This is a genomic window from Clostridium cavendishii DSM 21758, assembly GCF_900141845.1.
Classification (GTDB): domain Bacteria; phylum Bacillota; class Clostridia; order Clostridiales; family Clostridiaceae; genus Clostridium_AG; species Clostridium_AG cavendishii.
The window spans coordinates 1-17,000 of record NZ_FQZB01000020.1 but is presented as its reverse complement, the minus strand read 5'-3'; the positions used below and the strand labels follow the sequence as shown (position 1 = coordinate 17,000).

Genomic DNA, 17,000 nt, shown 5'->3' with positions numbered 1-17,000 from the left:
AATAGTTAAGGTGTCTCAATTATGTTGAGACACCTTAATTATTTTATCCACTTAGAAGCCCAATTTTGTAGGCTATCCATAACAACTTCTAAGTCTTTACCCTTTTCAGTAAGTTCATATTCTATACGTACAGGGGTTTCTGGGTATACATTTCTTTTAACTATATCATTAAGTTCTAATTCTTTGAATCTTTCTGTTAACATCTTATCACTTAGCTCTGGGATGACAGCTTTTATTTCAGAGAATCTTTTAGGCCCATCTAATAAAACTTTTAATATAAGTCCAGTCCATCTTTTCCCTAATAGACTAAAGGCTGTTTCGAATTTAGGACATAGCTTTAAATCATTCATATTTTCACCTTCTTAATATATAAATAATCTTCTAATAGTATTTAATTATATACCACTTTAAATAATTTTAAAATTATTTCTTTAAAAAATAAATAAAAAAATTATTAAATAACTTGATTTTATATAATCAATTATGGTAATATACTTACATAAAGTAAGTAATAAAAATTATTAAGTAAAATATATTAGGGGGAAATTATTATGATTAATAAAAATTTTTCAGAAATTGTAGATGAGAGAAGATCAGCAAATAATTTTGAAGAAGGAGTGAAGATATCAAAAGATGAATTAAATGAAATCTTTAAAGAGGTTGCACTAGCACCTTCATGTTTCAATCTTCAGCATGCAAATTATTTGGTTATAAATAATGATAGTTTAAAGGAAGTTTTTAGAGAAAAAGCTTGCAATCAATATAAGGTACATACAGCATCAGCAGCTATTCTAGTCTTAGGAGATAAGGAAGCATATAAAAACGCAGAAAAATTATATGAGCCAATGAAATGGCTTAAGATAATGGATTCCATTCAATATGCTCAAACAGTAGATGCTATATACAAGTTGTATGAAAGTAGGGGCGAAAGCTTTATGCAAGAAGAAGCCGTTAGAAATGGAGCTTTGTCAGCTATGTTATTTATGTTAAGTGCTAAAAATAAAGGCTGGGATACATGTCCTATGATAGGCTTTGATAGAGAAGAAACAAGAAAATTATTCAAGATAGATGATAAGTATGAAATAGTGTTACTTATAACTATAGGTAAAGAAGATCAGAATAATAAAAGATTTAGAGGCTACAGAAAACCAATAGAGGAATTTGTAACCTATATTGAATAAAAGGGAGTGAAGTTTTATGGTCAAAAGATTGCCAGCATTATTTATAGCTCATGGTAGTCCTATGAATATTGCACTAGAAAATGAATACACAGAAGCTTTAAAAAAACTTGGACACAGTATAGAAACACCTAAAGCAATACTAGTCATATCAGCGCATTGGAGGACTAATGGAGCAGGAATAAATATATCTGACACCCCAAAACAGATTTACGATTTTTATGGCTTTCCTGATGAACTGTATAATATTAAATATGAAGTTACGGGAAGTAGAAAGTATGCTTTAGAGGCATTAGAAGAAGTAAAAGATTTAGGTGTTTTAGCTACTGAATCTTGGGGATTAGATCACGGTGCATGGGGAATATTAAAGCATATTTATCCTAAAGCTGACATTCCAGTATTTCAGCTAAGTTTAAATGCGTTAGAAGATGAAAATTATCATTATAAGTTAGGAAAAAAACTTAGTGAATTAAGAGATAAGGGTTTTTTAATAATAGGTAGTGGAAATATAGTTCATAGTTTTAGATATATGGACTATGATATGGATGCAGAACCACAAGATTTTGCTGTAAAATTCGAAGAGTATATAAAGGATGCATTATTAAATGATGACCATAAAAAACTCATAAATTATAAAGACTCTGGTGAGTTAGCATTAAAATCTGTACCTACAGATGAGCACTATGTACCTTTGCTTTATATAGCTGGATTAAAACAAAAGAATGAAAAAATAACTTTCATATATGAGGGGATTCAAAATGCTTCAATGTCTATGACTTCTTTTATGATTAGTTAACAATAAGGGATTATATTAAAATAGATTGGAGCATGAATTAATCAATAAGCTTAATGATTAATTACAAACTATAAATGATAAATTATAAACTATATTAGTAGATTTTAAGAAAACACAAGACTATTGGTAGATTTAAAGATACCAATAGTCTGTTTTAGTTTGTGGCTTAAATTGTTATTTTATCAAAACTAATTTTATAGTCTTTTTATACTAAATTGTAGCTACGCCACTCTTTATAGCTGCTTCTCTTACAGCTTGAGAAACCTTATTTTGAACATCTTTGTCAAAAGATTTAGGTATAACGAAATCTTCACATAAATCTTTTTCAGATACAGAGTTAGCTATAGCAAAGGCAGCAGCTATTTTCATATCTTCATTTATATCACTTGCTCTTACATCTAAAGCACCTCTAAATATTCCAGGGAAAGCTAAAACGTTATTTACTTGATTAGGGAAGTCAGAACGGCCTGTACCTACGACTCTAGCACCAGCTTCTCTTGCTACATCTGGGAAAATTTCTGGTGTTGGATTTGCCATAGCAAATATTATGGCATCTTTATTCATTGACATAACCATTTCTTTAGTAACTATATTGGGTGCTGAAACCCCTATAAAAATATCAGTATCCTTTATAACTTCAGCTAAAGTACCAGAAACATTCCTTGGGTTAGTTAAGTTAGCTAATTCCTTTTGAGCGTTATTTTTGAAATCAGTATTTTTGTGTAAAGCACCATTTATATCACAAACAACTATATCCTTAACACCTGTAGATAGAAGTAGTTTAGTTATAGCAGTACCTGCAGAACCACCACCATTAACAACAACCTTTGAATTTTCTAATTTTTTATTTACTATTTTTAGAGCATTTAAAAGTCCTGCAAGAACAACTATTGCAGTTCCATGTTGATCATCGTGAAATACTGGGATGTTCAACCTCTCTTTAAGTTTTTTTTCTATTTCGAAACATCTTGGTGCAGATATATCTTCTAAGTTTATTCCACCTAAACCAGGAGCTATTCTGACTACTGTCTCTACTATTTCATCAACTTCTTTAGTATCTAATACTATAGGAAAAGCGTCTACTCCACCAAATTCTTTAAATAATATAGATTTGCCCTCCATAACTGGTAATGAAGCTTCAGGACCAATATCACCAAGACCTAAAACAGCAGTACCATCAGAAACTACAGCTACTGTATTCCATTTCCTTGTGTATGTATAAGCTTTCGATTTATCTTTATGAATTTCCTTACAAGGTTCAGCAACTCCTGGCGTATAAGCAAGGCTTAAATCTCTAGCATCTTTAACTGGTACTCTAGAGATAATTTCTAGTTTACCTTTATTATCTTCATGAAACTTTAAAGCTTCTTCATAAATATTCATTAAATCACCTCATAAAAATTATTGATATCTAATTATAACATTAAATTAACGAATTATTTATACTTTTATATAAAAAATATTCGTTAATTTTGTTGACCATTAGCTTTTACTTTGATAGTATGATATAGGGAGTTATTATTTTTAATATACCCAAATAAGTAATTAATAAAATCTATATACTAATGTAAATAATAAAATAGTTAAAATTTTAAACAATTAGGTATAGATATAAAAGAATTTTAAAATTCTTTTAAGCGAGGAGGAAGTTATATGTCAGCATTTATCGTTTTAGGAGCTCAATGGGGTGACGAAGGAAAAGGTAAGATGACAGATTACCTAGCAGAAGAAGCTGAGGTAGTTGTTAGATTCCAAGGGGGAAACAATGCAGGTCATACTGTAGAAGTTGAAGATAAGCAATACAAACTTCACTTAATACCATCAGGAATATTACATGATGAAAAATTAAATGTAATAGGAAATGGTGTTGTAGTAGATCCAGAAGCTTTATTTAATGAAATAGATTATTTAGAAGGTTTAGGCGTAAAGGTTACTCCAGAAAAACTTATAGTAAGTGATAGAGCACACCTTATAATGCCATATCACAGAGTTTTAGATGCTTTAAAAGAAAGAGCAAGAGGAAAAAATGACATAGGAACTACAGGAAAAGGTATAGGGCCATGTTATACAGATAAAATTGAAAGATGTGGTATAAGAGTTTGTGACCTTATGCACGAAGATGTTTTTAAAGAAAAATTAAAAGAAAACATAGAAATGAAAAATGCATATATAACTAAAGTTTTAGGCGGAGAAGCTTTAAACTATGAAGAAATATGTGCTAAATATTTAGAATTTGCTAAGAGATTAAGACCTTTTGTTACTGAAACTTCAGTAAGAGTATATGATTCAATAAAAGCTGATAAAACAGTTTTATTTGAAGGTGCTCAAGGTATGCTTCTTGATATAGATTATGGTACTTATCCATATGTTACATCATCAAATACAACTTCAGGTGGAGTTTCAAATGGTGTTGGTATAGGACCAACTATGATAACAAATGCTGTTGGTATAACTAAGGCTTATACAACAAGAGTTGGTAAAGGACCATTCCCAACAGAACTTAATGATAAAGTAGGTGACTGGATAAGAGAAGTAGGTCATGAATATGGCGTTACTACTGGAAGATCTAGAAGATGTGGATGGCTTGACCTTGTAATAGTAAAAACTACAGCTAGAGTTTGTGGATTAACTTCTCTTGCAGTAACTAAGATAGATACATTAGCAGGTCTTGAAAAAATTAAAATATGTACTGGATACAAATTTAATGGAGAAGTTATAGATTACTTCCCTGCAAGTTTAGAAGACTTAGCTGTTTGTGAGCCAGTTTACGAAGAATTTGAAGGTTGGGGAAAAGAAGTAGCTGACGCTAGAAGCTATGAAGAACTACCTGAAAATGCTAAGAAATATATAAAGAGAATAGAAGAATTCACTGGGGTTAGAGTTTCTATAGTTGGTGTTGGACCAAAGAGAGACCAAACTATTAGAGTTGGAGAACTTTAATATAGAATTTTAAAAATGCTTCTTGTTACACCATTACATTATATAAGGCATATTATCATATTTGTGATAATATGCCTTTTTTATTTCTAGAAATCTTACTAAAGAGTAAGATTTCTAGAAATATTATAGTAAGACTAATATGCTAACATAAGTTTATAGAAATTAGTATTTAGGGGGAGATTAAATGAATGTTTTAAGGGTTGAGAATTTAAGTAAATATTATGGTGAAAAAGAAAATCAAGTAAAGGCTTTAGATGGTGTTAGCTTTAATATTAAAGGTGGAGAATTTGTTGCTATAGTTGGTGCTTCAGGTTCTGGAAAGAGTACTTTACTACATTTATTAGGTGGACTAGATAGACCAAGTGAAGGCAAAGTATTTATAGAAGATGAGGATATATTTAAATACAATGAGGAAAAACTATCAATTTTAAGAAGAAGAAAGGTCGGTTTTGTATTTCAGTTTTTTAACCTAGTTCCAATCTTAAATATAGAAGAAAATATATCATTACCAGTGCTTATTGATGAAGAAAAGGTAGATAAGGATTATTTAAAGGAAGTTATAGGTTTTCTAGGATTAAGTGAAAGAAAGAAGCATTTACCTGGAGAACTTTCAGGAGGACAACAACAAAGGGTAGCAATAGGTAGAGCTATTATTAATAAACCTTCAATAATACTAGCAGATGAGCCTACGGGGAATTTGGATTCTAAAAGTTCAAGAGAAATTTTAGAAGCTTTGAAACTTTCAGCTAAAAAATATAAACAAACATTAGTTATTGTAACTCATGATATGAATATAGCTAATGAAGCTGATAGAATTATAAGGATGCAGGATGGAATGATAGTTAATGATAAGTATTTAAGAGAAGTAGGTGAGCGTTAGTATGCTTAAATCATATAAAGACGTTACTATTAGAAGTTTAATTTTTAATAAGAAAAGAAGTATGTTTACCTTAATAGGAATAATTTTATCTATAATGCTTATTACTGCATTTTGCAATTTTTCAGCGTCAATGAAGAAAACAGCTATAGATAATATTAAACTCGAATCTGGTAAATGGCATTTAAACTTTTATGATACAGATAATAATCTAAAACAAATGGTTAAGGGAAGTCCTAAAGTTGATGAGTATGTATTTATTAAAAGCTATATGATAGTAAAAGAAAAGGGAATGGGTATCGATATAAAATGGTTTGATGGCAATTTGGATTATGGAGAGCCAATAAAGCTTAAGCAAGGAGAACTTCCTAAAAATGATAAAGAAATTGTTTTAGACGATTGTGCTATAGAAAGGATAAAAAAAGATGCTAAGATAGGCGAAACTATTGAATTTAAGAACAGTGAAAATAATGAACTGGTTAATTTTAAACTTGTAGGTATTTTAAGCGGATATCCTAATAGCAAGTTTGCAACAGCTTATAGTAAAAAAGATATTAGTTTGGAGAAAAATAGTTTTCTTTATGTTAAATTTAAAGAAAATAATAAATTAAATGATACTATAAATGAATTTAAGGATTTAGAAAAAAATAAAGATAAAGTAACTGCTAATAAGCCCTTATTAGATTTTTTAGGTATTAAAGAATATAGAGTAACTAGTAGAGCTATAGATGCTGTAACTGCAAGTGTTATAGCTATAATAATTTTAGCTACTATATCTATCATATATAATGCATTTAATATATCTGTAGTTCAAAGAACAAAAGAGTTTGGAGTATTTAGAATGCTGGGATGTACTCCAAGACAAATTAAAAAATTAGTATTACGAGAAGCAACTATTTTGGGTATAATAGCAATACCAATAGGTGTGTTATTAGGAATTCTAAGCTTAAAAATTGTTATACTCATACTTAATAATGTGACTTCAGGGATAAGAAGTTTTATCGGCACTGGAAATGTAGAAGCTGTTATTTCATATAAAGCGATTATTTTAAGTGCAATTATAGGTTTACTTACAGTATATATTTCTGTACTTTTACCAACAAAGTTAGCTAGTAGGATTTCACCATTAGTAGCTATAAGTGGTGGAAGATTTATAAAAAAGGAAAAGATAAAAAAGACCCGAGCTTTTATAGCAAAAAAATTATTAAAGGCAGAAGGTTTAATAGCCTATAAAAATTTAAAAAGAAATAGAAAGAGATATAGAATTACGGTTTTTTCAATGAGCATAAGTATAATATTAGTTATCTCATTCACAGCAGGAATGAGGGCTATAGTAGGTCTAGTAGAGAAAAAGGATAATGTATCAAGAAATATAGATATTATTACTTATATAGATGAGGAAAATAAAGATTCTTACCATAGTATTTTTAACAAAATTAAAGCTTTAGATGGAGTTAAATCAGTTTATTCAGAATATATAACTCCAGAGTATTCAGTGATTATAGATAGGGATAAGGTAAATAGCTCATTTTTAGATTGTATAGGAAATAAAAAAAGGGATTATTATAAATTGAATAATAAAAATGTAGAAAATATACCAAGCAGAATATCTGTATATGAAAAGCAAGAAGTTAATTTATGTAGTAGTAAGTTGCTTAAAGGAAATATAGATTTTGATAAAATGGAAAAGAAAGATGGAATAATAGTTATAAATAAAGGAACTTTTAAAAAAGATAAAAATAGATATAATGGCAATATTACTAATTTAAATGTCGGAGATGAAGTATTTATTAATTTTAATGGGGATATAGGTAGGAATGTTAAGAAGATATCTGATGATGGTGAATCAGGGGACTATAGAAGAATTAGTGAATCAAATACACCTAAAAATATAAAAACTAATGAAGTATATAAGCTAAATGTCTTAGCTGTTATAGATGATGCACCGTTTGACATAGAAGAAGGTGGAGTAAAAATAATAATGACACCGAAGACTGCTAACACTATTAATCAAAAGGTAATAGCTATGAAGTCTAAAGATAATAAATTTTCTAAAGAATATTTAACTACAATTCCAAGTGCTATTAATATTGTATTAAATGATAGAAATAAAACAGAAATTATGAATAATAAAATAAAAGAAGTATTATCTGAAAACAATGTATTGGGTGTAAATATTGATTTAGCAAAGAAAAATGCTAATGAAAAAAATATGCTAATGCAAATAAATATATTATTTTATGGATTTGTATCAGTTATAGCATTAATTGCAGCTGTAAATATAATTAATATAATTAATACCAATATAACTTTAAGGCTTAAGGAATTAGCTTGTTTGATGAGTCTTGGTATGTCTAGTGAAAGAATAAGAAAGGTTATATTTTTAGAGGGAGCATTTTACGGTATAGTTAGCGCCTTTTGGGGTGGGATTATAGGGAGTTTAATAAGTTATAAGATAGGAACAATTATAAATAAGGGTTCAAATTTCATAAGTGTAATACCTTGGTTCACTGTACTGACAGTTACACTTATATCGATATTAATAGGTATTTTGTCAGCTTTACCGGGGTTATTAAAGCTGAAAAAGATAAATATTATAGAAACTATAAAGATGGAAAGTTAAACAAAAAAATATATATATTAACAGGAAAATATATTAATATATAATTAAGTATTAAAATTGATAATTATCTTAAGATAATTATCAATTTTAATTTTGAATAATTTTTGGGGGTAAATTTATGAATGTACTTTTATTAGAGGATGATGAAGCATTAGCTATAGGTATAGAATTTACTTTGAGAAAAGAGGGATTTAATGTTAAAAAAGCTTATACTGTAAAAGATGCAATAGAAGTTATAGATAATGAGTCAATAGATTTAGCTTTATTAGATATATCATTACCAGATGGAACAGGATATTCAGTATGTGAGCACATAAGAGATAAAAGTGATATGCCAATAATATTCTTAACGGCTTTAGATGAAGAGGTTAATGTTATATTAGGACTTGAAATGGGTGGAGATGATTATATAACTAAGCCTTTTGGAGTAAGAGAATTAATAGCTAGAATAAAAGTTATATTAAGAAGAATAAATAAAAATTCTACAAGTTCGGATATACTTAAATCAGGAGATTTAGAGCTTGATACAAAGGATATAAAGGTTAGAAAAAACAATGAAGAAGTTTTGCTAACAGCTCAGGAATATAGATTAGTATCAATATTTATGAATAATCCTGGAATTGTTTTAGAAAGAGATTTAATATTAGACAAGCTTTTAGATGGGATGAGTGATTTTATAGATTCTAATACATTATCAGTTTATATAAGAAGGATAAGAGAAAAAATAGAAGATGATATAAGAAGCCCTGAATACATTACTACAATAAGAGGTATAGGATATAAGTGGAATAAAAAAGTTTATAAGGGGTAGGATTATGAGATGCTTTAATAACAGAGGATTTTGGATAGGTTTATTGATTGGGTTTTTAATAATGTTTCTGGGAATTGCAATAAATATTAAATTAACAGATAATAATGTTAGAACATTAGAAAAAAGTTATTTGGATATTCAAGCCAATTTAGTGGGAATTATAGGGGAAAAGGACAAGAAATACGCAGAAGAAGTGGCTATTTTACTCAAAGAAAATGATTTAAATCATAAGGAGTTAGGATATGAGATCATAGATAAATATGGATATAATGCAAGCTTAGATAAAGAGTTCTTAGAGCCTATAAATACTGTATATAAGAATTTGATTAACAATAATATAATTTTTCTAATAAGCTTTTCCTTTTGTCTAATATTACTAATGTCTATAATGTTAAATTATATTTATAAGAAAATGAATTTATTAGCTGTGAGTATGCAGGAATCTTTAGAAGATAGTTTAATTAGTAAGAAGTATAAATATTTAGAAGGTGATTACGGAAAGCTAGTATTTGCTTTTGACGATATAAGAAAGAGACTTCAGCAAAGTATATTAAATTTATCTAAAGAAAAAACTTTTTTAAAAAATACCTTATCAGATATATCACATCAACTAAAAACTCCTTTGGCAGCTTTAAAAATGTATAATGAAATATTAATTGATGAAAATTTATCAAATGAGGAAAAAAGTTTTTTCTTACAAAATTCTAAAACTCAAATAAATAGAATGGAATGGTTAATAAAAAATTTATTAAAGTTAGCAAAGTTAGATACAGGAACTATAGCCTTTAACATAAGAAATGAGAATCTAAAAGAAACTATTGAAGATTCCTTAGATACGCTATATTCAAAGGCTAGAGAGAAGAGTATAGTGTTTGATTTAAACCTTTGTAGTAGTTATATAAATCATGATAAAGAATGGCTTAGTGAAGCGTTTATAAACATAATAAAAAACGGATTAGAACATACTAATGAAAATGGAAAGATAGAGATAAGCCTAATTGACAATGCAATGTATTCAAAGGTTAGTATAAGAGACAATGGTGTGGGAATAGATGCAGAAGAATTGCCTAAAATATTTAATAGATTTTATAAAAGTAAAAACAATAAGAATAAAGAGTCTGTGGGGATTGGTTTGTCTTTAAGTAAATCTATAATAGAAGCAAATGGTGGAATGATAGAAGCTAGAAGTGAGATAAATAAGGGAACTGAGTTTATAGTAACTTTCATAAAGTAAATCTTATAAAAAATAATAGGTTTATTTTTCATAAAAGTTTGGTATAATGTAAATATAAAATGTAGAAGATAAAAATAGAGTTTAAAACATACGGCTAATATGTCTTAAACTCTATAGTATACAATTCTAGTTGCTAGGCAACTGGTATCACTATAATTTAATATTAAAAAATTAGTAGCATCCACTTGCGATTACGGGGCTACTATTTTTTTGAGATTTTTTCTATAAGCAGTACTATTAACGTTAATAGTGCTATTAAGAATAAACCGCCTTGAAATAGTAACATTAAAACGTCATTACTCATATGTATCACCTCCCTTCAACAAGAGGTCAGTGATACCAGTAGCCCGTATTCAACTATAAGTGAAACTCTAAATCTCTGATTTAATAAGTTGAACTTACTCATTCGAACGAATGTGAGAGGGAGTTTCATTAATTGTACCCCAAGATTATAGCATAACTTTTACAGGGTTACCATAGAAAATAATAGTAAAATGTTAGAGATTATCTACGTTTAAAACAGATTATAATTATTGAATAATTAAATGTAATATACTATACTTATGTAAGTAAGAGATTACGAATTTAAATTGAAAAGAGGTAGATTTTGATGATTACTAAGGATATGACAATAGGTGAGGTAGTTAGAGAAAATCCAGATAAAGCAGAAGTTCTAATGAGTTTTGGAATGGGTTGTGTAGGTTGTCCATCTGCTCAATCAGAAACTATAGAAGAAGCGTCCATAGTTCATGGATTAAACTTAGAAGCATTATTAGAAGCATTAAATAAATAATTTTTAATGGGTTAGTATTATTTACTAACCCATTTGTTTATCTATAGGCGGGAACATTTAGTATTTTGTCTATTGTTACAAATTCATATCCTTTAGCTCTTAAATCGTCTATTATAGTCTCTGTAGCCTTTAAGGTTTCATCTGTGGCAGAAGTATGCATAAGTATTACATCACCATTTCTTACGTTATCTTCAACATTTTTAACTATGTTAGTAGCTTCTTTCTGAGACCAATCTAATGTATCTATTGACCAAAGCGCAATTTTATAATTTTCCTTATCAAAATAATCATCTATAAGTTTAGCGTTTATATCTCCATAAGGTGGTCTTATTATATTGGGCTTTTTTCCTGTCAAATTTTCTATTAAGTTTTCAGTATCTAAAACTTCTTTTTTTACTTTATCTAAGCTTAGTTTTGTAAGTTCTTTATGTGAATAAGTATGGTTCATAGGAAGATGACCTTCATCAAATATCCTTTTAACTATTTTGGGATTAGCTTTGACTTTTTCGCCTAATAAGAAGAATGTGGCTTTTACATTTTTGTTTTTTAAAATATTTAGTAATCTATCTGTTCTACCTGGGTCAGGACCATCGTCATATGTTAAAGCTATTTGCTTTTTAGTAGTTATACCATTTGTAAATACAGAATCAGGATATTTTTTAGCTAGAGCAACTTGCTTCTTACGAGATTCAAGCATGTTATCCCATGATTTTCCTTTAATGTTAATAGAAACACCTTTAATATCATAAATCTCTTCTATAGTATCTTTGGGCTCAGATTGAATATCATTGGGTTTTTCTTTAGAGGATTTATTGACGTCATCTTTCACTATGTTAGAAGAACCTTTTTTATTAATAGAGTCTTTATTAGTTATATAAAATTTATAATAAAAAAAGGCAAGAGCTAAAGTTAGAAGTAATAGAATAAAAACTATAAATTTCTTCATTTAAAATCTCCTAAAATACAAATTTTTCCTCAACATAATTATATCACTATATAAATATATTAGAATAATACTTCTTAAATATGATAAAATATATTTAGATTTATTTACTAGGGGGTTTATTATGGCAAAAAGATACACAAGAGTTTATGATATAAATTACAATGATGTTGACTATAGGCTTAAAGCAACTATCTCAACTATAATGAATATATTTTGTGATATAGGAACAAGGCAGTCGAACAGTTTAGGGGTAGGATTATCAGAGCTCATTAGAGATAATATGGCATGGGTTTTCTATGCATATGATATAAAGGTTAATGAGTATCCTAAGTATGAGGATAGAGTCACTGTAAGTACAGAGGCGGCTGGGTTTAAAAAATTTTATGCCTATAGAAACTATACAATAGAAGATGAGAGTGGAAAAGTATTAGTAGAAGCTACTGCATTATTCTTTCTAATTGATTTAACAAAGAGAAGACCTATTAGAATTCCAAAGGATCAATATGAGGCATATGGACTTAATGAAGATTTAGAAAAGCTTATAGAAATGGACAAGATAACTAAGTTTGAGGAAGAATTTATAGAATCAGATTTTAAGGTTAGATATAGCGATATAGATTCTAATAGACATGTTAATAATGTAAAGTATTTAGAATGGGCAATAGAAACTGTACCTCTAGATATAGTTAAAGATTTTAGATTAAATAGAGTCAAGATTGTGTTTGAAAAGGAAATTACTTATGGATATACAGTAAAATCAAAGACAAAGATATTAGAATCAGGGGACAAAAATGTGATTTGTGCTCATAAGATAGAAGATGAAAATGGTAGAGAGATAACAATACTAGAAACTTATTGGGAGAAGTAAGTTTAGAGAAAAGGTGTGTTTTAATGGAACTAAAGAAGGATTGTTTGGATATACTGTTTTATCTAAAGGATAAAAATGATTTTATCAAGATTAGTGATATAGCTGAAAAATATAATCTCACAGAAAGAGCAATAAGATATAAAATAGATAAGATAGATAAGTTTTTAGTAAGAAATAAGTTTGATTATATAGAGAAGAAACATAATAAAGGAATTAAGCTATCTGAAGATGATAAACTATATGAATTTATAGATGAGTTTAGAGGCAATTATACACCATTTAAATATTCTTATAGTAAGGATGAAAGGTTTAAATTTATTGTAGCAAAATTGTTAGAAAGTAGTGAACCTGTAAATTTAGATTTTTTCGAGAGTATGTTATCTGTATCTAAAAATACTGTACTTAAGGAAATTGACATTGTAGAGGAATGGCTAAAGGCTAATAACTTAAGTATAAATAGAGGAAATAGAAGGGGTATGCTAGTTATTGGGGATGAAATAGACAAAAGAGATGCACTTAAAGAGGTTATGTCTCAAAGCTTTTCTAGTGAAGAGGTATTAAAGTATGTTGCAACAAAGAAGGGAACTTCAAAGATAGCTAATTTACAATTTTCATTATTATTTAGTGAAGAAATAGTAGAATTTTTAGATGAGGTTATAAGAGGGGCAGAAATTATCTTAAAAAAAGAGTTTACAGATGAATCTTATGGTGGGATATTTACACATTTAGCAATAATGATTAAGCGCATACAACTAGGTAAGGAGCTTTATATACCTAGCATAAATGAAGATTTTGTATTAGAATCTAATGAGTATAAAGCAGCGGAATATATAATAGAGAGAATAAAGAAAAAGTTTAATATAAATGTTCCAGATGAAGAAAAATCATATATAGTAGTTCATCTTTTAGGTGCAAGGGTTTTAAAGGATGAGGGAATATATTCAGACGGAAACAATAGAAAGATAGTTTCATCAATTAAGGATATAGTTGAAAAAATGACAGGGTATGTTGAAGAAAACTATGGTATAAGTTTTGGAGAAGAAAGGGAAAGACTTATAAATGATTTAGTTCTACATTTAAGACCTATAATATATAGACTTAAGTTTGGTAAGCCTTTAAATAATCCATTTTTTGAAGAAATAAAGTTAAATTATAAGGAACTTTTTCAATGTGTGAGGGTGGCAAGTAAGTGGCTTGAAGAGTTTATTAACGTAAAGGTAGATGAACATGAAATATCATATATAGTTATACATTATGCAGCTGCAATTAGAAATCATAATCTTAAGAAAAAGGATAAAACTAAGGTTGTTATAATTTGTGGTACAGGAATAGGTACAGCAAAGATGCTTGAGGCTCAAATAAAAGAAATGTTTTTTGTGAAGGTAGTAGCAACCTTATCTAGTAGAGCTATTAAAAATTTAAAAGATTTAGAATATGATGTAATAATATCATCTGTAAATATACCTGATATAGAAAGTAATGAGTATATAAAAGTAAACCCAATGCTCCTTAAAGAAGATATAGATAAATTGCAAGGAGTATTTAGACAAAAGAAGAAAAGCAAAGATTATGAGGATGCTACGTTAATAAAAAGAATTTTAAGTGTAGTAGAAAAATATTGTGATATAAAAGATAGAGAACAGTTACAATATGAATTGCTTTTTGAACTGAAAAGGGAAGCCTTTGAAAATAATAACAATGAAAAAATATCACTTAAAGATATAGTTAAACTAGATTCTATAATAACTATGGAAAATGTAAATAGTTTCAAAGAAGCATTAATTAAAGGATGTGAACCCTTGATTAATAGAGGGTTATGTAATTATTCATACACAGAAGAAATTTTATATAATTTAGATGATATTGGACCATATATAGTTATAGCTCCAGGTATCGCATTAGCTCATGGAAAAGGAGAGTCTTCGGTAAATGGTATAGGTATGTCTATATTAAATTTGAAGTATCCAGTTAAATCAGGGCACGTAACAAATGACCCTGTAAGACTTATAATAACTTTTTGTACAAATCATAGGGAAAAACATCTTAAGGCATTATCAGAGCTTATGGAACTATTAAATAATACTAAGGATTTAAAAAAGCTTATGACTGGAAATGATAAAAAGGAAATATTAGATACAATATATAAGTATTCAAAGTAAAATGAGACTTATTAAGAGTAATTTCTTAATAAGTTTTTTTGAGTTCATTTTTTCCGAATTAAAAAGAAAAAAACAGTAATGAAAACCTATTCAATAGGGTTTGTATATTTAATATAATGTAATCACAGACAGGAACTAAAGACAGAAGAGAGGAAAAGATTATGCTAAATAAATTATTAACTAAAGACTTTATAAGGACAAGTGTAAAATGTAAAGATTGGAAGGATGCTATATGTAAGGGCGTTAAGTTATTAGAAGATAAGAATTTAGTTAAAGAATGTTATAAGGATGCAATTTTTAGATGCTTTGATGAATTTGGGCCGTATATGGTTATAGCACCTGGTATAGTTTTATCACATGCAAGACCGGAAGATGGTGTTATTGAAAAGGGAATGAGTCTTATAACTTTAGATACACCAATTGAATTTGGAAGTGAGTTAAATGATCCTGTAACACTAATATTCACTTTAGCGGCTAAAGATAGTAATGCACATTTAGAAGCACTTAAAGAACTTATGGAAATACTTATTAATGAAGATGATTTAAAATCTTTATTTAATGCTAAAAATACTAACGATATTTTAAAAATATTAAATAAATAAAAATAAATTAATTTAAATATTTAGGAGGAATTTATTATGAAAATTTTAGTTTGTTGTGGAAATGGATTAGGAAGTAGCTTTATGATTGAAATGAATGTTAAGAAGGTTCTAAATGAACTTAATGTTGAGGCGGAAGTAAATCATGCTGATTTAGCTTCAGCTAAAGGAATACCATCAGATTTATATGTAGGAACAAGGGATATAGCAAGTCAATTAGAGGGGTTAGGTGGAGAAGTTGTATCTTTAAATAACATGATAGATATTAATGAACTTAAAAATAAGCTTGAAGAAGGATTAAAGAAAATAGGTAAATTATAAGATTAAAAATTATATAGGTCCCAATTGATTTTATACCTTCAAAGTATTTAAAACTATAGAGTGAGTTAAAACTCACAGATATAGATTATTTATTGGGGATTATATACAGATTGAATAAACAAATGAAGGGGATGGCATCATGTTAAAATTTATATTAGATATTTTAAGCTCACCGGCTATATTAGTTGGATTAGTAGCACTTATAGGGTTAGTTTTACAAAAAAAGTCGGCATCAGATACTATCTCGGGTACAATAAAAACTATAATGGGATTTTTAGTACTTGGAGGAGGAGCTACAATAGTTGTAGGGGCATTAGAATATTTCAGTAAGATGTTCCAAAAAGGATTCGGAATTCAGGGAATAGTTCCTAATAATGAAGCTATAGTAGCACTTGCCTTAAAAAATTATGGAACTCAAACAGCTCTTATAATGGCTTTAGCAATGGTAGTAAATATATTAATAGCTAGATATACAAAATTAAAATATATATTCTTAACAGGACATCATGCATTATATATGTCTTGTATGGTAGCAGCTATATTAATAGCTGGAGGTTTAAAAGGAACTCCACTTGTTATAATAGGGGCAATACTTATGGGTATTATAATGGCGGGTATGCCAGCATTAGCGCATCCAACTATGAAAAAAATCACTGGAGTTGATGATGTAGCATTTGGTCACTTTGGAACATTTGGATATATAGTATCAGCAGCAATAGGTAAAATTTTTGGAAAAAATTCTAAATCTACTGAAGAAATAAAATTTCCTCAAGGGTTAAATTTCTTAAGAGATACATCAGTAGCTATAAGTTTAACTATGGCTATACTTTATATAATAGTTGCAGTAGCGGCAGG

Annotated in this window: 17 protein-coding genes; 13 read left to right on the top strand and 4 right to left on the bottom strand. The window is 28.4% G+C overall.

The window, feature by feature from the left end:
- Window positions 1-38: 38 nt before the first annotated feature.
- Window positions 39-350 (bottom strand): winged helix-turn-helix transcriptional regulator, encoded by a 312-nt coding sequence (locus BUB01_RS19745; protein ID WP_072992457.1) that lies wholly within the window; start codon window positions 348-350, stop codon window positions 39-41.
- 201 nt (window positions 351-551) lie between these two features.
- Between BUB01_RS19745 and BUB01_RS19740 the strand changes: the two genes are divergently transcribed.
- Together BUB01_RS19740 and ygiD are read left to right on the top strand one after the other, a co-directional pair.
- Complete coding sequence (locus tag BUB01_RS19740) at window positions 552-1,181, top strand: nitroreductase family protein (RefSeq protein ID WP_072992455.1); 630 nt, start codon at window positions 552-554, stop codon at window positions 1,179-1,181.
- 16 nt (window positions 1,182-1,197) lie between these two features.
- On the top strand, window positions 1,198-1,974 hold the full coding sequence (gene ygiD, locus BUB01_RS19735) for a 4,5-DOPA-extradiol-dioxygenase (RefSeq protein WP_072992453.1): 777 nt from the start codon (window positions 1,198-1,200) through the stop codon (window positions 1,972-1,974).
- Between the two features lie 210 nt (window positions 1,975-2,184).
- Here the strand turns inward: ygiD and BUB01_RS19730 are convergent, their stop codons facing one another.
- Complete coding sequence (locus BUB01_RS19730; protein WP_072992442.1) at window positions 2,185-3,357, bottom strand: NAD(P)-dependent malic enzyme; 1,173 nt, start codon at window positions 3,355-3,357, stop codon at window positions 2,185-2,187.
- 270 nt (window positions 3,358-3,627) lie between these two features.
- Here BUB01_RS19730 and BUB01_RS19725 point away from each other — a divergent pair, with 270 nt between their 5' ends.
- The 5 genes from BUB01_RS19725 to BUB01_RS19705 all read left to right on the top strand — a co-directional run bounded on the left by BUB01_RS19725 (window position 3,628) and on the right by BUB01_RS19705 (window position 10,459).
- The gene (locus BUB01_RS19725; RefSeq protein ID WP_072992432.1) at window positions 3,628-4,914 is read left to right on the top strand and encodes an adenylosuccinate synthase; all 1,287 of its coding nucleotides are present in this window, start codon (window positions 3,628-3,630) and stop codon (window positions 4,912-4,914) included.
- Between the two features lie 184 nt (window positions 4,915-5,098).
- Entirely contained in the window at window positions 5,099-5,794 is a 696-nt protein-coding gene (locus tag BUB01_RS19720; protein ID WP_072992430.1) for an ABC transporter ATP-binding protein, read from the top strand.
- A 1-nt stretch (window position 5,795) separates the two neighbouring features.
- Window positions 5,796-8,414: an ABC transporter permease gene (locus tag BUB01_RS19715; protein WP_072992427.1), complete on the top strand. Its 2,619-nt coding sequence runs from the start codon at window positions 5,796-5,798 to the stop codon at window positions 8,412-8,414.
- 118 nt (window positions 8,415-8,532) lie between these two features.
- The gene (locus BUB01_RS19710; protein WP_072992424.1) at window positions 8,533-9,225 is read left to right on the top strand and encodes a response regulator transcription factor; all 693 of its coding nucleotides are present in this window, start codon (window positions 8,533-8,535) and stop codon (window positions 9,223-9,225) included.
- 4 nt (window positions 9,226-9,229) lie between these two features.
- Window positions 9,230-10,459 carry a sensor histidine kinase gene (locus tag BUB01_RS19705; protein WP_072992421.1) on the top strand — a complete coding sequence of 410 codons (1,230 nt, stop codon included), beginning with the start codon at window positions 9,230-9,232 and terminating at the stop codon, window positions 10,457-10,459.
- Window positions 10,460-10,661: 202 nt separating this feature from the next.
- On the opposite strand, the gene BUB01_RS19700 is transcribed toward BUB01_RS19705, so the two are convergent.
- Window positions 10,662-10,763 carry a putative holin-like toxin gene (locus BUB01_RS19700; protein ID WP_010236926.1) on the bottom strand — a complete coding sequence of 34 codons (102 nt, stop codon included), beginning with the start codon at window positions 10,761-10,763 and terminating at the stop codon, window positions 10,662-10,664.
- 306 nt (window positions 10,764-11,069) lie between these two features.
- Between BUB01_RS19700 and BUB01_RS19695 the strand changes: the two genes are divergently transcribed.
- On the top strand, window positions 11,070-11,252 hold the full coding sequence (locus tag BUB01_RS19695; RefSeq protein ID WP_072992419.1) for a DUF1858 domain-containing protein: 183 nt from the start codon (window positions 11,070-11,072) through the stop codon (window positions 11,250-11,252).
- A gap of 37 nt (window positions 11,253-11,289) precedes the next feature.
- Here BUB01_RS19695 and BUB01_RS19690 read toward each other — a convergent pair whose 3' ends face one another.
- Complete coding sequence (locus BUB01_RS19690) at window positions 11,290-12,198, bottom strand: polysaccharide deacetylase family protein (protein ID WP_072992406.1); 909 nt, start codon at window positions 12,196-12,198, stop codon at window positions 11,290-11,292.
- 121 nt (window positions 12,199-12,319) lie between these two features.
- On the opposite strand from BUB01_RS19690, the gene BUB01_RS19685 reads away from it, so the two are divergent.
- The 5 genes from BUB01_RS19685 to BUB01_RS19665 form a co-directional block, all read left to right on the top strand.
- The gene (locus BUB01_RS19685; RefSeq protein ID WP_072992392.1) at window positions 12,320-13,066 is read left to right on the top strand and encodes an acyl-[acyl-carrier-protein] thioesterase; all 747 of its coding nucleotides are present in this window, start codon (window positions 12,320-12,322) and stop codon (window positions 13,064-13,066) included.
- A gap of 23 nt (window positions 13,067-13,089) precedes the next feature.
- Window positions 13,090-15,225 (top strand): BglG family transcription antiterminator, encoded by a 2,136-nt coding sequence (locus tag BUB01_RS19680; RefSeq protein WP_072992390.1) that lies wholly within the window; start codon window positions 13,090-13,092, stop codon window positions 15,223-15,225.
- A gap of 161 nt (window positions 15,226-15,386) precedes the next feature.
- The gene (locus BUB01_RS19675; protein WP_072992388.1) at window positions 15,387-15,827 is read left to right on the top strand and encodes a PTS sugar transporter subunit IIA; all 441 of its coding nucleotides are present in this window, start codon (window positions 15,387-15,389) and stop codon (window positions 15,825-15,827) included.
- A gap of 36 nt (window positions 15,828-15,863) precedes the next feature.
- Complete coding sequence (locus BUB01_RS19670; RefSeq protein ID WP_072992386.1) at window positions 15,864-16,145, top strand: PTS sugar transporter subunit IIB; 282 nt, start codon at window positions 15,864-15,866, stop codon at window positions 16,143-16,145.
- A gap of 139 nt (window positions 16,146-16,284) precedes the next feature.
- Window positions 16,285-17,000, top strand: a 716-nt coding sequence (locus BUB01_RS19665; protein WP_278337160.1) for a PTS transporter subunit IIC, incomplete at its 3' end; no start/stop codon positions are given.

Coding starts and splice junctions, on each gene's coding strand:
- BUB01_RS19715 (WP_072992427.1), top strand. CDS start 5,796: ATGCTTAAATCATATAAAGACGTTACTATTAGAAGTTTAATTTTTAAT.
- BUB01_RS19740 (WP_072992455.1), top strand. CDS start 552: ATGATTAATAAAAATTTTTCAGAAATTGTAGATGAGAGAAGATCAGCA.
- BUB01_RS19690 (WP_072992406.1), bottom strand. CDS start 12,198: ATGAAGAAATTTATAGTTTTTATTCTATTACTTCTAACTTTAGCTCTT.
- BUB01_RS19710 (WP_072992424.1), top strand. CDS start 8,533: ATGAATGTACTTTTATTAGAGGATGATGAAGCATTAGCTATAGGTATA.
- BUB01_RS19725 (WP_072992432.1), top strand. CDS start 3,628: ATGTCAGCATTTATCGTTTTAGGAGCTCAATGGGGTGACGAAGGAAAA.
- BUB01_RS19720 (WP_072992430.1), top strand. CDS start 5,099: ATGAATGTTTTAAGGGTTGAGAATTTAAGTAAATATTATGGTGAAAAA.
- BUB01_RS19700 (WP_010236926.1), bottom strand. CDS start 10,763: ATGAGTAATGACGTTTTAATGTTACTATTTCAAGGCGGTTTATTCTTA.
- BUB01_RS19695 (WP_072992419.1), top strand. CDS start 11,070: ATGATTACTAAGGATATGACAATAGGTGAGGTAGTTAGAGAAAATCCA.
- BUB01_RS19745 (WP_072992457.1), bottom strand. CDS start 350: ATGAATGATTTAAAGCTATGTCCTAAATTCGAAACAGCCTTTAGTCTA.
- ygiD (WP_072992453.1), top strand. CDS start 1,198: ATGGTCAAAAGATTGCCAGCATTATTTATAGCTCATGGTAGTCCTATG.
- BUB01_RS19730 (WP_072992442.1), bottom strand. CDS start 3,357: ATGAATATTTATGAAGAAGCTTTAAAGTTTCATGAAGATAATAAAGGT.
- BUB01_RS19705 (WP_072992421.1), top strand. CDS start 9,230: ATGAGATGCTTTAATAACAGAGGATTTTGGATAGGTTTATTGATTGGG.
- BUB01_RS19675 (WP_072992388.1), top strand. CDS start 15,387: ATGCTAAATAAATTATTAACTAAAGACTTTATAAGGACAAGTGTAAAA.
- BUB01_RS19685 (WP_072992392.1), top strand. CDS start 12,320: ATGGCAAAAAGATACACAAGAGTTTATGATATAAATTACAATGATGTT.
- BUB01_RS19670 (WP_072992386.1), top strand. CDS start 15,864: ATGAAAATTTTAGTTTGTTGTGGAAATGGATTAGGAAGTAGCTTTATG.
- BUB01_RS19680 (WP_072992390.1), top strand. CDS start 13,090: ATGGAACTAAAGAAGGATTGTTTGGATATACTGTTTTATCTAAAGGAT.